10 protein-coding genes and 1 pseudogene are annotated in these 13,314 nt (G+C 71.3%); 4 read left to right on the top strand and 7 right to left on the bottom strand.

Annotated features, from left to right (window positions below; genetic code table 11):
* Window positions 1-26 precede the first annotated feature (26 nt).
* Window positions 27-2,231: a RecQ family ATP-dependent DNA helicase gene (locus ACFWI4_RS21370; RefSeq protein WP_387198467.1), complete on the top strand. Its 2,205-nt coding sequence runs from the start codon at window positions 27-29 to the stop codon at window positions 2,229-2,231.
* Window positions 2,232-2,454: 223 nt separating this feature from the next.
* Entirely contained in the window at window positions 2,455-3,087 is a 633-nt protein-coding gene (locus tag ACFWI4_RS21365) for a hypothetical protein (protein ID WP_151468753.1), read from the top strand.
* Between the two features lie 672 nt (window positions 3,088-3,759).
* Here ACFWI4_RS21365 and ACFWI4_RS21360 read toward each other — a convergent pair.
* The 3 genes from ACFWI4_RS21360 to ACFWI4_RS21350 all read right to left on the bottom strand — a co-directional run bounded on the left by ACFWI4_RS21360 (window position 3,760) and on the right by ACFWI4_RS21350 (window position 5,975).
* Entirely contained in the window at window positions 3,760-4,386 is a 627-nt protein-coding gene (locus ACFWI4_RS21360; RefSeq protein WP_385401645.1) for a hypothetical protein, read from the bottom strand.
* Window positions 4,387-4,454: 68 nt separating this feature from the next.
* The gene (locus ACFWI4_RS21355) at window positions 4,455-5,156 is read right to left on the bottom strand and encodes a ribonuclease HII (RefSeq protein ID WP_387198462.1); all 702 of its coding nucleotides are present in this window, start codon (window positions 5,154-5,156) and stop codon (window positions 4,455-4,457) included.
* A gap of 195 nt (window positions 5,157-5,351) precedes the next feature.
* A complete protein-coding gene (locus ACFWI4_RS21350) occupies window positions 5,352-5,975 on the bottom strand; it encodes a TetR/AcrR family transcriptional regulator (RefSeq protein ID WP_387198459.1) in 624 nt (207 codons plus the stop codon).
* Window positions 5,976-6,173: 198 nt separating this feature from the next.
* On the opposite strand from ACFWI4_RS21350, the gene ACFWI4_RS21345 reads away from it, so the two are divergent.
* The gene (locus tag ACFWI4_RS21345; RefSeq protein ID WP_387198457.1) at window positions 6,174-7,721 is read left to right on the top strand and encodes an MFS transporter; all 1,548 of its coding nucleotides are present in this window, start codon (window positions 6,174-6,176) and stop codon (window positions 7,719-7,721) included.
* Between the two features lie 376 nt (window positions 7,722-8,097).
* On the opposite strand, the gene ACFWI4_RS21340 is transcribed toward ACFWI4_RS21345, so the two are convergent.
* From ACFWI4_RS21340 to ACFWI4_RS21325, 4 genes and pseudogenes are all read right to left on the bottom strand, one after another.
* Window positions 8,098-9,849 (bottom strand): DUF4153 domain-containing protein, encoded by a 1,752-nt coding sequence (locus ACFWI4_RS21340; RefSeq protein WP_387198454.1) that lies wholly within the window; start codon window positions 9,847-9,849, stop codon window positions 8,098-8,100.
* A 307-nt stretch (window positions 9,850-10,156) separates the two neighbouring features.
* Window positions 10,157-11,086, bottom strand: coding sequence for an ADP-ribosylglycohydrolase family protein (locus ACFWI4_RS21335; RefSeq protein WP_387198451.1), 930 nt, complete (start codon window positions 11,084-11,086; stop codon window positions 10,157-10,159).
* Between the two features lie 12 nt (window positions 11,087-11,098).
* A pseudogene (locus ACFWI4_RS21330) lies at window positions 11,099-11,759 on the bottom strand (histidine phosphatase family protein).
* A 186-nt stretch (window positions 11,760-11,945) separates the two neighbouring features.
* The gene (locus ACFWI4_RS21325) at window positions 11,946-12,551 is read right to left on the bottom strand and encodes a YdbC family protein (protein ID WP_385401630.1); all 606 of its coding nucleotides are present in this window, start codon (window positions 12,549-12,551) and stop codon (window positions 11,946-11,948) included.
* Window positions 12,552-12,704: 153 nt separating this feature from the next.
* On the opposite strand from ACFWI4_RS21325, the gene ACFWI4_RS21320 reads away from it, so the two are divergent.
* On the top strand, window positions 12,705-13,238 hold the full coding sequence (locus tag ACFWI4_RS21320) for a TerD family protein (protein WP_387198448.1): 534 nt from the start codon (window positions 12,705-12,707) through the stop codon (window positions 13,236-13,238).
* Window positions 13,239-13,314 lie beyond the last annotated feature (76 nt).

Below are 13,314 nucleotides of genomic sequence, written 5' to 3'. Positions count from 1 at the left end.
TCGGACCCATCCGGTTGCATGGAGCCATGACGACCGAAGACCCGCGACCCGCAGTCCCCGGCAACGCAACCGACACCGCCCGCGAAGAACTCAGGGCCACGGCCGACGCCGTCCTGGCCCGTCTGGTCGGCTCGCCGACGGGAGAAGCGCGGCTGCGCGAGGACCAGTGGCGCGCCATCGAGGCGCTCGTGGCCGACAAGCGCAGAGCGCTGGTCGTGCAGCGCACCGGCTGGGGCAAGTCCGCGGTGTACTTCGTCGCGACGGCACTGCTGCGCGAACTGGGTGCCGGACCCACCGTGATCGTCTCGCCTCTCCTCGCACTGATGCGCAACCAGGTGGACGCGGCGGCCCGCGCCGGAATCCGCGCACGGACGATCAACTCCTCCAACACGGAGGAGTGGGAGACCATCCAGGCCGAGGTGGCGGCGAGTGAGGTCGACGTCCTCCTGGTGAGTCCGGAACGGCTGAACAATCCCGACTTCCGCGACCAGGTGCTGCCCAAGCTGGCCGCCGCCACCGGTCTTCTGGTGGTGGACGAGGCGCACTGCATCTCCGACTGGGGCCACGACTTCCGGCCGGACTACCGACGGCTGCGCACCATGCTGGCCGACCTCCCGCCCGACACCCCGGTGCTGGCCACCACCGCGACGGCCAACGCGCGGGTGACGGCCGATGTCGCCGAGCAGCTGGGCACCGGCGTGAGCACCGACGCGCTGGTACTGCGCGGCCCCCTGGACCGGGAGAGCCTGAGCCTCGGCGTGCTGCGGCTGCCGGACGCGGCACACCGGATGGCCTGGCTCGCCGAGCATCTGAACGAGCTGCCGGGCTCCGGGATCATCTACACGCTGACCGTTGCGGCGGCCGAGGAGGTCACCGCGTTCCTGCGCCAGAGCGGGTACACCGTCGCGTCGTACACCGGGAAGACCGAGAACGCGGACCGTCAGCAGGCCGAGGAGGACCTGCTCGCCAACCGCGTCAAGGCCCTGGTCGCCACCTCCGCGCTCGGGATGGGCTTCGACAAGCCCGACCTGGGATTCGTCGTGCACCTGGGCTCCCCGTCCTCCCCGATCGCCTACTACCAGCAGGTGGGGCGCGCGGGCCGCGGCGTGGAGCACGCGGAGGTGCTGCTCCTGCCGGGCAAGGAGGACCAGGCGATCTGGGAGTACTTCGCTTCCATCGCCTTCCCTCCGGAGGAGCAGGTGCGGCGCACCCTGGACGTGCTGGCCCGGGCCGAGCGCCCGCTCTCCCTGCCCGCGCTGGAACCGCTGGTGGAGCTGCGCAGGTCCCGCCTGGAGACCATGCTCAAGGTGCTCGACGTGGATGGCGCCGTGCACCGGGTGAAGGGCGGCTGGATCTCCACGGGCATGCCCTGGACGTACGACACCGAGCGCTACGCCTGGGTCGCCAAGCAGCGGGCGACCGAACAGCAGGCCATGCGGGACTACGTGTCGACGACCGGTTGCCGCATGGAGTTCCTGCGGCGACAGCTGGACGACGAGGGAGCGGCACCCTGCGGACGCTGCGACAACTGCTCCGGCGGGCGGTTCCAGACCTCCGTCTCGGCCACGGCCCTGGACGCGGCGAACGGAGAACTGGACCGGGCCGGCGTCGAGGTCGAGCCGCGCAAGATGTGGCCGACCGGCCTGGCCGCGATCGGCGTCGAGCTGAAGGGCCGCATCCCGGCCGGCGAGCAGGCCGCTCCGGGTCGCGCCCTGGGACGACTCTCGGACATCGGCTGGGGCAACCGGCTGCGGCCGCTACTCGCCCCGCAGGCGCCCGACGGGCCTGTTCCGGACGACGTCGCCAAGGCCGTGGTCGGCGTCCTGGCCGACTGGGCGAAAGGGCCCGGGGGCTGGGCCTCGGGGCAGCCCGACGCACAGCCGCGCCCGGTGGGGGTCGTGACCATCGCCTCGCGTTCGCGGCCCCAGCTGATCGGCTCGCTCGGCGCGAGGATCGCCGAGATCGGCCGGCTGCCGCTGCTGGGATCCGTGGAGTACGTCGGCGAAGAGGCCCATGTCTCCCGGAGCAACAGTGCGCAACGGCTGAAGGCGCTGGACGGAGCCCTGACCGTGCCCCCGGGGCTGGCCGGCGTACTGAGAGAAACGGAGGGTCCGGTTTTGCTGGTGGACGACGCCACGGAGACGGGCTGGACGCTGGCGGTCGCGTCACGGATGCTGCGCAGAGCGGGCGCTTCGGCGGTGTTGCCGCTGGTCCTCGCCGTACAAGCGTGACTCGTGTGTCGCGATTCGAAACACCGGGCAGGTATATAGGACGCTAATCGCCTGAAAACGGTCTGTGGCCCCAATTGCTCGTTGCCGCAACCCAGTTCGACAGGAAGAATTGAGGTCCGCTCCCCGCACGGTTTGCCCGTGGTCCGGTAGGGCTCTGCTGCGGCGTGCCATTCCCCCAGTCCGACCCCGCCCACTGTCTGGGCACGTAGCCGAAGGGAGGACCGTGACCTTCGGATTCGCTCCGTCCTCGGCGGCAACCTTGTCGACGTCTCCCGACCTGTCCGCCGCTTCCACCAACCCACTCACCCGCATGCTGGAACCCGCCGAATGGGCCTCGGCCGGAATTCCGCTTCTGCGCGATCCCCGTGAGGTCGTGAGCGGCCTTCACGCCCGGCACCGGCCCAGACCTTCGACCGCGGTCGTCGCGGTGCTCGACCAGGACGAGCGGCTGATGGCGAGCGCCTCCTTCACCCGGCGTTCGGCACCCGCCGACGGCTGGATGTTCCGCAACGCGCTGCTCGCGCAGCTGCGCCGGGTCATCCCGCACGACCTGCGGCGCCGCACTCCCGCGCGTACGGCCGTGCTGCTGTACTGCCGGGACGGCGACGCGCGGTGGACGGAGGAGGACGGGGCCTGGATGTGGGGGCTGCGGGACGCCTGCACGCTCCACGGACTGCGATGCGGCGCGTACATCACGTTGACACGTGACGGCTGGCAGGTACTCGGCGAGGGCCGCGGCGGGCGGCGCCCCAACTCGGAGTCGGCGCCGGAGTTCTACGTGGGCGAGGTGCTGCCGCCGCTGCCCCGCACCGGGGGCGTCGCCTCCGAGGTGATGCGCCGGGCGGCCGCCCGCTGAGAGGCCGCTCGTCGTGAGCGTCGGCCCGCCCGGGGGAAGGCGGGCCGTACCCGCTCGGCGGCGGGTGCCGGGGCGGTACCGCGGGTTCGCAGGGGCAGGGTGCAAGGTGCCTGAAAGGCGCGCTCGCATGCAGTGTGCCGCTCACTCTCCGCGGCGGGCCCGGCGGGGCCATGGCTGTGCCGTGCCCCTCTCTGCGGCCGGATTCAAGGCGTAGCCGTACGACGGAGTCCGCGGTGTACTCCGTTGCGTGGTGGAAGCCCCACGCTCCGGGAAGTTCGGTGCACCGTGGGTGACACCCCTTGCCGCCGAAAGTGGTGACGACCGGCGTGTTCGGCCTCTCGACTCATGCCGGATGAAGGGCGAAGGCCCTGCGCCCGGGCGGGCGGTGAGCCGGGAGGCGCGCGGAAGGGCGGTCAGCCGGGAAGCGCGCCGGGGGGTGGTCAGACGCCGTCCCGTGGCGGTCACCGGGGCCGGAGAATCCGAGGGTGAGAGGCGAAGGTGCGGTCACGGCACCTCGCACCGCAGGACCGACCGGCAGGCCGTGCGCGTGCGGGCGTGGACGCGTGCGGGTACGCCGAAGCGACCGCCGTACAGGTGCCGCTGTGCAGGTGCCGCCGTGGCGGCACCCTCAGCGTCCGGCCGGGCGCGTTCCGGACGAGGTCCGGAACGCGCTCAGACGCCTGCGGCCAGAACCGAGTTGATCTGCTGCGGGTCGCCGCAGACGATCAGCAGGGCACCGGCCCGGCCGAGGGCCAGGGGCAGGGCGGTCGCGGCAACCTCGCCGGAACCACCGTTGACCGCGACCACGACCACGGGACGGGAAGCGGCCCGGCGCACGGCGGTGGCGTCGGCGTAGAAGACGTCGTCGCCGGCGTCGTGCTGCGCCCAGTAGGCCGCCTCGCCGAAGGAGAGCTCGTGCGCGGCCCACGGGTGCGGATCGCCGGTGGTGATCACCAGCACCTCCCCGGGGGCGCGGCCCGACTCCAGGAGCAGGTCGACGGCTTCTTCGGCGGCGTCCAGCGCGCCGTCGGCCGAGGCCGGGACGAGCTGGATCTGCGGGGTGACGGCCGCGGGTGCGACCGGCTTGGCGGACGGCCCGGGAGCGGCCACGGCCGGCTCGCGCGGGGTGCGTTGGGCCGGCATCGGCCGGACAGGACCCGGACGGCCGGGACGCGGCGGGGCCGCGGGACGGGGACCGGGTACGGGGCGAGGGGTCGGCGCGGTGCGGCCACTGGCCGGAGTGACGCGGGGACCCTGGGCACTCTCGTGAATCTGAGGCTCCTCGGGAATGAGAGGCATGAGCTGATATCTATCAAACGCCGGTGCGACACGCCCCGGCGGGTGGCACATGAGTGCGAACGGAAGTGTCAGAAATCGAAGCCGAGCTGGCCCTCGATCTCCGGAACGCTTCCGTCCGCCAAGCTGCGGACCTTCTTGAGGTGCCGCCACTGGGGCAGCGCATCAAGATACGCCCACGACAACCGGTGGTACGGGGTGGGACCCCGCTCCTCCAGCGCGGCTTTGTGGACCGGCGACGGGTACCCGGCGTTGGCCGCAAAGCCGAAGTCTGCATGTTCGATGCCCAGTTCGGCCATCATTTTGTCGCGCCGCACCTTGGCGATCACGGAGGCCGCGGCGACGGCGACGCAGGACTGGTCGCCCTTGATCACCGTACGGACCTTCCAGGGAGCGCCGAGATAGTCGTGCTTCCCGTCGAGGATGACCGCGTCGGGGCGGACCGGCAAGGCTTCCAGCGCGCGTACCGCCGCGAGGCGCAGCGCGGCGGTCATACCCAGCCGGTCGATCTCTTCCGGGGAGGCGTGCCCGAGGGCGTACGCCGTCACCCACTTCTCCAACTCCACGGCGAGCGCGGTGCGGCGCTTGACGGTCAGGAGCTTGGAGTCGGTGAGCCCTTCGGGCGGGCGGCGCAGTCCGGTGACGGCGGCACAGACGGTGACGGGGCCGGCCCAGGCACCGCGTCCCACCTCGTCGACACCGGCTATGACCTTGGCTCCGGTCGTGGCGCGGAGGGAGCGCTCGACGGTGTGAGTGGGGGGTTCGTACGGCATGGCGTCCTCAGACTACGCCGCTCCGAGCCCCTGGCGACACCCAGGTCCCCCGGCCGCGGGAAAGCCCTCACCGGCACCCTCGGGACCGGACCCGCCCATGGCAACCGGTCGGCCCGCAGACCAGCCGGCGGAGCACCGCGTGCACACCGGCAAGCCGTTGCGCACGGGACCCGCCGGTCACCTCGCCCGGCGCCGTCAGCCGACGCGTACGCACAGCAGCGGGACCATCATCTGGTCGATCATCTCCTGGAGGTCCCGCTCGCTCCATTCGCTCGCGCACACTTTGGTGCGGTACATCATCATCGCGGGGACGGCGTCGATGACGTACGGGTTCGCCGCGTCGGGACGCACCTCCCCTCGTTCAATACCGCGCTGTACGACCTCGCGGAGCAGGCGAAGGGTGGGCTCGACGACACCGCCGACGATGACCTGATTGAAGCGTTCGGCCTGCCTCACATCGCATTCGTGAAGCACTGAGCGAAGCGCGATCCCGGGCGGCGAGAACATCGCCTCGCGCACCCGCCGGCACACCTCCAGCAGATCCTCCCGGACACTGCCGAGGTCGGGGGACCGGGTCAGTTCCGGCAGTCCGGCCTGGAGCGCGTCCGCGACCAGGTCCGCCTTCGAGGGCCAGCGGCGGTAGACCGCGGCCTTGCCGGTCTGGGCGCCGGCGGCCACCCCTTCCATGGTCAGACCGTTCCAGCCGACCGCGCCGAGCTGTTCCAGCGCGGCTTCCAGGATCGCGCGCTCGAGCACGGCACCGCGCCGGCGCGAGGGGGACGCCTGAGCGGGGGCGGCCGTCCAACGCGAAGCAACCATCAGAGTGTCTCCGTCGTACAGGGAGCGAAATTCGGGGAGTTCGGGTTTTCGTTCGGGGGAGGCGGGCGGGGCGGGCGATCGATCCGATGTCTCGAGACAGCGACTTCAGTGAACGCTTGCGTTCACTGACGGGGACTCACTACCGTTGACGCGAAAGTGAACGCGAGCGTTCACTAACGCACTTGTGGGGGAAGCATAGTGACAACCTCTCAATTGGTTCAGGACAGCAAGCCAGGTGCGGCCCGCCGGGAGGGGCATCCCGGCATCGCGCTCACCGTCATCGCGGCCTGTCAGCTCATGGTGGTACTCGACGCGACGATTGTGAACATCGCGCTCCCGCACATTCAAGACGCACTCGACTTCACGACGACCGACCTGACCTGGGTGGTCAGTTCGTACACCCTCACCTTCGGCGGCCTGCTGCTTCTGGGCGCCCGGGCCGGTGACATCCTCGGCCGGCGCCGGGTCTTCATGACCGGCATCCTGCTGTTCACGTTCGCCTCGCTGCTCGGCGGACTCGCCCAGGAACCCTGGCAGTTGCTGGCCGCGCGGGCACTCCAGGGCATGGGTGGCGCGATCGCCTCGCCGACCTCGCTCGCCCTGATCACGACGACCTTCCCCGAGGGCCCGGAGCGGAACCGGGCGTTCGCCGTCTTCGCGACGGTCTCGGCCGGCGGCGGCGCCATCGGACTGCTCGCCGGAGGCATGCTCACGGAGTGGCTCGACTGGCGGTGGGTCCTCTTCGTCAACGTGCCCATCGGCATCCTGATCGCCGTGCTGGCGCCGATGTACATCAACGAGTCCCCGCGCCATCCGGGGCGCTTCGACATCGCCGGTGCGCTCACCTCGACGGCCGGGATGGCGTCCCTGGTGTACGGGTTCATCCGCGCGGCGGAGAACGGCTGGCGGGACGGCCTCACGATCGGGTCGTTCAGCGCGGCCGCGGTGCTGCTGCTCTCCTTCGGGATCATCGAGACGCGCGCCCGTGAACCCATCACCCCGCTGCGGATGTTCGCCGACCGCAACCGTTCGGGCACGTATCTGATCATGCTCAGCCTCGCCGCCGCGATGTTCGGCATGTTCTTCTACATCGTGCTCTTCGTGCAGAACGTCCTGGGATACACCCCGATCTCGGCCGGGGTCGCCTTCCTCCCGGTGACGGTCGCGATCGCGGTCGGCGCGGGGCTGTCCCAGCGTTTCCTGCCGGTGCTCGGGCCCAAGCCCTTCATGGTCACCGGTTCCTCGCTCGTCGCGCTCGGGCTCGGCTGGCTGACCTTCATCAGCCCCGACGACTCGTACGCGGGCGGAGTCCTCGGCCCCATGCTGCTGTTCGGCTTCGGCATGGGCCTGAACTTCGTCACGCTGACGGTGACCGCAGTCTCCGGAGTCGCCCAACACGAGGCGGGCGCGGCCTCCGGTCTGCTCAACGTCACACAGCAGGTGGGCGGTTCGCTGGGGCTCTCCATCCTCACCACGGTGTTCGGAACGGCCAGCCGCGACGAGGCGGGGAAGCAGGTGCCGAAGTTCATGGCGGACGGCTCGGCCGAGCAGAAGGCGGCCTTCGCCAAGTCCCACCAGTTGCCCGCCCCTTGGGGGAACGAGGTGCTAGCCCACGGCATTTCGACCGCGTTCATCCCCGCGGTGGGCATGGCACTGCTGGCCCTGACCACCGCGGCACTGGTGATCAAGGTCCGCAAGAGCGACCTGGAGGCCCTCGCCGGTACGGCGGAACCGGCCGCGGGCTGAGAACGGAGACCAGGCGGGGGCGCAGGCGGAGGCGGGGGCCGGGGCTCGGGTCAGGGGCGGACCCGCGATGGGGCTGGGCCTCCGGGCCGAGGACGGACCACGACCCCGAAGGGCCGAGGACGGGCCGCGCAGGGTCCGAGGATGAGCCTGCGCAGGGCAGAGGACGAGCCCGCGGAGGGCTGGGCGTGGTCCGGGTCAGGGGACCCATGGTGGCCACGACGAGCCCGCGGAGGGCCGGGCGTGGTCCGGGTCGGGAGACCCATGGTGACCACGGCCCGGCCCTCCACATTCCACCTTCCGCACGCCGCCCTCCGCCCTCCGCCCTCCGCCCTCCACAGCGGCCGACCGAGCGCGCTCACCCGCCGGACGAAGGCCTTCAGCGGTACGCGTGAACCTCGGACAACGACTCGCAGATGGTCTCGTCCACGGACGCGGCCGGCGGGTGGTCCCGCAGGATGTCCCGGGCCCGGGCCTCGCCCCAGCTCGTCGCGTACCAGGGGGCGTCGTCCTTGTTCACTTCGAAGGCCAGCGGTCTCAGCACACAGGAACGCATCGGCTCCTTCAGCCTGTCGAGGGCGGGTACGGCGTCGGCCGACAGATCGCGGGCGTACTGGACGTCGAAATTGCCTGTGTCCTCGTACCGTTGGACGTTCTGCTCGGCGATCAGGCCGTCGGGGGACATCAGCCCGAACGCGAGGACACCGGCCGCGGCACTGAGCAGGACGGCACGGGGCAGCCACCGAGCGCCCCACACTCCGGCCGCCATGATGAGCACGATGACCAGACCCAGCCACAACTCCCCGGCCAGCACCGAGATCCTCAGCCTTGTCAGCCCATAGACCTCCACATACATGTCCATACGTCGCACAGCGGATGCCACGACAACGAGCGTCAGCGCGCAGAGAGTTCCCAGCACGCCCCGCACCAGCCTCCGGTCGCCGGAGCCGTCCCTCGGCGCCCAGCGCAGCGCCAACACCACGACGATCAGGGTCAGCAGGGTGACGAACAGCAACTGCCAGAAGCCCTGACGCGCGTACTCGGAGTACGTCTGGTGCGTGCTCTTCAGGACGGCGTCGTACCCACCGAAGAGCACGACGAGCTGGACGGCGTTGAAGGCCGCGAAGAGCACGGTGAGCACGATCAGCGGGAGCGCCCACTCGACGCGGTTGCGGGGGCGGCCGGCGGGCACCACGACCCGGTCCAGGCGTACGGGCGCGGCGGCCGTGTGGGCCACGGCCAGCGCCGCGACGATGCCTGCGGCCAGGAGCACCACGCGCCAGGGTCCGCCGGCGACGGAGGTGTCCGGCACCAGGTCACCGAGCAGATCGGCGAAGGCGGCGTCCGCTCCGGCGAACAGCGCCCCGAAGACCAGCAGCAGGAGTGCGCTCACCACGAAGGCGCGCAGCCCGACGCCCACGCTCTGACGGGCACCGCCGAATCGTTCCCGCAGCCCGCGCCAGCCCCAGGAGACGCCGGTGAGCACGGAGTTGAGGACGCTGACGGGCCCGAGCAGCACGGCCGGCCAGCCGCGGCCGCCGTTCAGCGCGAGCGAGCCGAGCCCGATCGCCGCCACGACGGCGAGCGTAGACGGCCAGTCCGCGTCCCGGAGGGCGGGCACGGCCAGCAGACCGAGGCCGCCGATGCCCCAGACCAGGCTCCACGCGCGCGTGCGGCGTCCCGCGTCCCGGCCCGAGAAGTACGCGGCCAGCGCCGCGGGGATCGCGACGAGGAGGAGGTTGACCGCCAGGCCGTCGTCGAGGAGGAGCATGCTCAGCACCCCGGTCGCGAGCACGGCCCACAGCGTGGGCGTGCGCACCGGGGCGGGCCAGGTGGCCCACAGCTCGGCCGACCACAGACCGGGAGCGTAGGCCTGGGACGCCTTCACGGTGGCGCCGGGGCTGGGGGCACCCGGCCCCTTCCCGGTGGACGCGGGTACGTCCGGTCGCTCATCGGTGGACGCCGGAACGCCCGGCCCCTTCCCGGTGGACGCCTGCACGCCTGGTCGCCCACCAGCAGACGCGGACACGTCCGGCCCCTTCCCGGTGGACGCCGGCACGCCCGGTCGCTCACCGGTGGACGCCGGTTCGTCCGGTCGCTCGCTCGCCTCCGGGCTCTTCCGCTGCGCCATCGGCCCGTCTCCGGGTTCGGGCGTGGACGGTATGTCGGACAAGGGATCCCCTCCCAGCCGGTCACCGGGCGGCCCGGATCACGCCACGAGGGCGGAGGACCGTCGTCCGGTGTTTCGTCGGCACACGTCCGCCATGATCAACGGACGGCGTGGCGCACACGGTATCCGCGGGCCATCCGGCCGACGAGGGTGCGGCGGGGCTGTAGCAAGCCTGTGACACGGCCCGGGGCAGGCCGGCGTCCGCACCCGCGCTCCGCCGTCCCAGGGGCGGCGCGCAAGAGGCCCCGGAACCCCCCTGCCGTACGGCCTACGCGCCGCTCGCCGGGTTCCCGGACGTGAGCCCCGGGAGCCATTCCGGCAGCGTCTCCGTGGCGTCCAGCCATGCCGCCGGGGGCGCTCCCGCCTTACCGGAGGCGACCACGCCGCCGACGATGGAGCAGGTCGTGTCCACGTCACCGCCGACCTGGGCGGTGGCCCAGAAGCCCTCCTCGTAGTCACCCAGTGCTCGGGCGGCGGACCAGAGGGCGAAGGGCACGGTGTCATGGGCCGACGTGCGCCGTCCGCAGCCGAGCACGGCGGCCACGGTGGCGGCGTCGCCGTAGTCGAGCATGTCCCTGGCGCGCCGCAGCCCGGCTCCCACGGCGCTGCGCGGCACGAGCGCGATGACGCCGTCCAGCAGGGCCTCGGCGGTCGGCGGGCCCGCGGGGTCGGCCGCCAGAGCGGCGGCCGCGGCGACCGCCATGGCGCCCACCACGGCCTCACGGTGCTGGTGCGTCGGATAGGCGGAGATCTCCGCCTGGTGCGTCGCCTGCTCGGGATCGTCGGCGTACCAGGCGCCCAGGGGGGCGATCCGCATCGCGGCGCCGTTGCCCCACGAGCCCTGCCCCTTGAAGAGGGCCGACGCGAGCTCGCGCCAGTCGCCGCCCTCCCGGACCAGCCGCAGCAGCCGGTTGACCGCGGGGCCGTAGCCCCGGTCGAAGTCGTGGTGGTCGGCGAAGGAGTGGGCCAGGGCGTCCTGGTCGATACGGTGGTGCGTGGCCAGGATCGCGACGACCGAGCAGGTCATCTCGGTGTCGTCGGTCCACTGCCAGGGCCCGGGCGGCAGCTCGCGGCGCTTGAGCAGCGGGTAGTTCGCGGGCACGAAGAACTGTGAGCCCAGCGCGTCTCCCACCGCGAGTCCGCGCAGGCTGGCGAGGGCGCGCTCGAAGCGCCCGTCGGGAGAGGAGTCAGCGATCATCGCCCTGCCACTCTATCCGGTGGCTCCGTAGGACTTCCGGATCACGCCACTGCTCGAAGGGACGGTCGAGGGTGTACCGGCCGTCCTCCCCCAGAACGAGCATCCGCACCTCCGCGTTCCCCGGGTTCGACAGGGATTCGAACTCGGCGACCGTCCAGTGGAACCAGCGCATGCAGAACAGCCGCATGGCCAGGCCGTGGGTCACCAGGAGCACGTTCGGCGGGTGGTCGGGGGCCTCGAAGCTCCGGTACAGGCTCTCCAGGAAGTTGCCGACCCGGTCGTACACGTCGGCGCCGGACTCGCCCTGCGCGAACCGGTAGAAGAAGTGCCCGTACGCGTCGCGATAGGCCTTCTGGAGGCGTACGTCGTCACGGTCCTGCCAGTTGCCCCAGTCCTGTTCGCGCAGGCGCGGCTCCTCGCGCACCCGGACGAGACCGGGGTCGAGGTGGAAGGCGCGGAACGTCTCGTGCGTACGGCGATAGGGCGAGACGTAAACGCTTACGTGCTCGCCACCGAAAAGCTCCCGCAGCCGTTTGCCGGTGTCCTCCGCCTGCTGCCACCCCGTCTCCGTGAGCGCCAGAGCGTGGTCGGGCTCGCGTTCATACACGGTGTCATCGGCATTGCCCACCGACTCGCCGTGCCGGACAAGGACGATGCGCCGTGGTCGTGCCATGCCAAAACCCTAGATCGTGGCGGCGTTGTTCGAGCAGTCGTACGGGTTCATAAGGCGCAGGTCACATCATCACCCGCACACCAGTTCGAGCAGAGGAGGCATGTTCGCAGGCAGATCGGTTCAGTCGGCGGAGGCCGTCCGGCGGATCCCGGACACCCCCGACCACGGGCCGCCCGAGCGGTCCCGTCAGACGATCCAGCCGGGTTCCAGCTGCACCACGTCTCCCGCGAGGGCGGCTATGTCGGCCTCCAGCTGGGCACGCAGCGCGAGCCTCTCCACCCGCTCGGCACGGTACTTTCCGTGTTCCGCGGCCGACTGCCACATGGACAGGACGAGGAACTCGTTGCCGGGCGCCTCGCCGAACATGCCCCGGACCATGCCGGGCGAGCCGGCCATCGCGGGGTTCCAGACCTTCTCCTGCATGAGCGCGAAGTGCTCCGCGCGGTCCTCGCGGACACGGCAGTGCGCGACCCGGACCCGGTCGGAGTCGGTGAAGCGGGGTTCGAAGCCCGTCTTCACGTCGAAGCGGTAGTCGAACAGCTTGACCTGGGAATCCTTGAAGGTGCCCGACTGCGAGGCGGCGAGCCGGTCATGGGACCGGGCCATGAAGGAGTCGTAGAAGGCGCGGCTCTCCCAGAACGAGAAGACGTGCGCGACGCCGGACCGCCCGACACTCCATCCTCCCCCCTGTCCCCGGAATCCCGGCTCCCCCAGCAGCCCCGCCCACCTTCGCTGCCCCCGTTCGAAACCGCGGCGGTCGACCACGGTGCAGCGAATCCACTTGACCAGCACCGCGCCATCGTAAGGCCCCGGAACGTGGCGCCGGTCACGCTCGGGCGGAGTTGATCCGGGCGCATGCCCCGGCGCGCGTGGCACGATGGACAACGGGGCCTGCTCTCAGGGGAGTTGACCCCGCGACTGCTGAGAACGGGGAGGAGACATCCGGTGAACGGTCTCAACAAGGGAATCCGCAAGGCCGAGTTGGCGATCAAGTGGGATCCCAGTCCCGTGGGTGAGCCCGCGACCGACCTCGACATCGTCGCGGCGACGTATCTGGCGACCGCTCCGAACGGAAACCCGGACTACGTGGTGTACTTCGGCAGCCGTTCGCCGGACGGCACCATCTATCTGAACCGTGACAGCAAGGACGGCAAGGGGTTCGGCTGGGACGAGGTCATGACCCTGGAGCTCGACCGCCTGGACGGCCGCTACGCGCGCGTGGTCGTCGGTGTCCTCATCCAGCAGCGCACCGAGGCGCGGACGTTCGTCGGCGTCCTCAATCCCGGTTTCCGGCTGCGCGAGGGCTACACCGTGCTGACCCAGGGCGACTTCGGAGACGTCCTGGGCTCGACGGCCGCGACCATCGGGGAGTTCACGCGTGACCACTCCGGGGAGTGGACGTTCCACGCGGCGATCCACGGCTTCGACACCGATCCGGCGACCTTCGCCCGGGTCATGGGCAGCCCGCGGGAGGCGTGAGGCGCAGCTCGCGGGAGCCGCCCTCGCAGGGTGTCAGGCGCAGCTCGCGGAACGCGGGAAGCCGAGAGGCGAGAGC

Origin of the sequence: Streptomyces sp. NPDC127038, from assembly GCF_042725875.1 — a bacterium.
Classification (GTDB): domain Bacteria; phylum Actinomycetota; class Actinomycetes; order Streptomycetales; family Streptomycetaceae; genus Streptomyces.
This window is presented reverse-complemented; position numbering and strand designations above follow the sequence as displayed.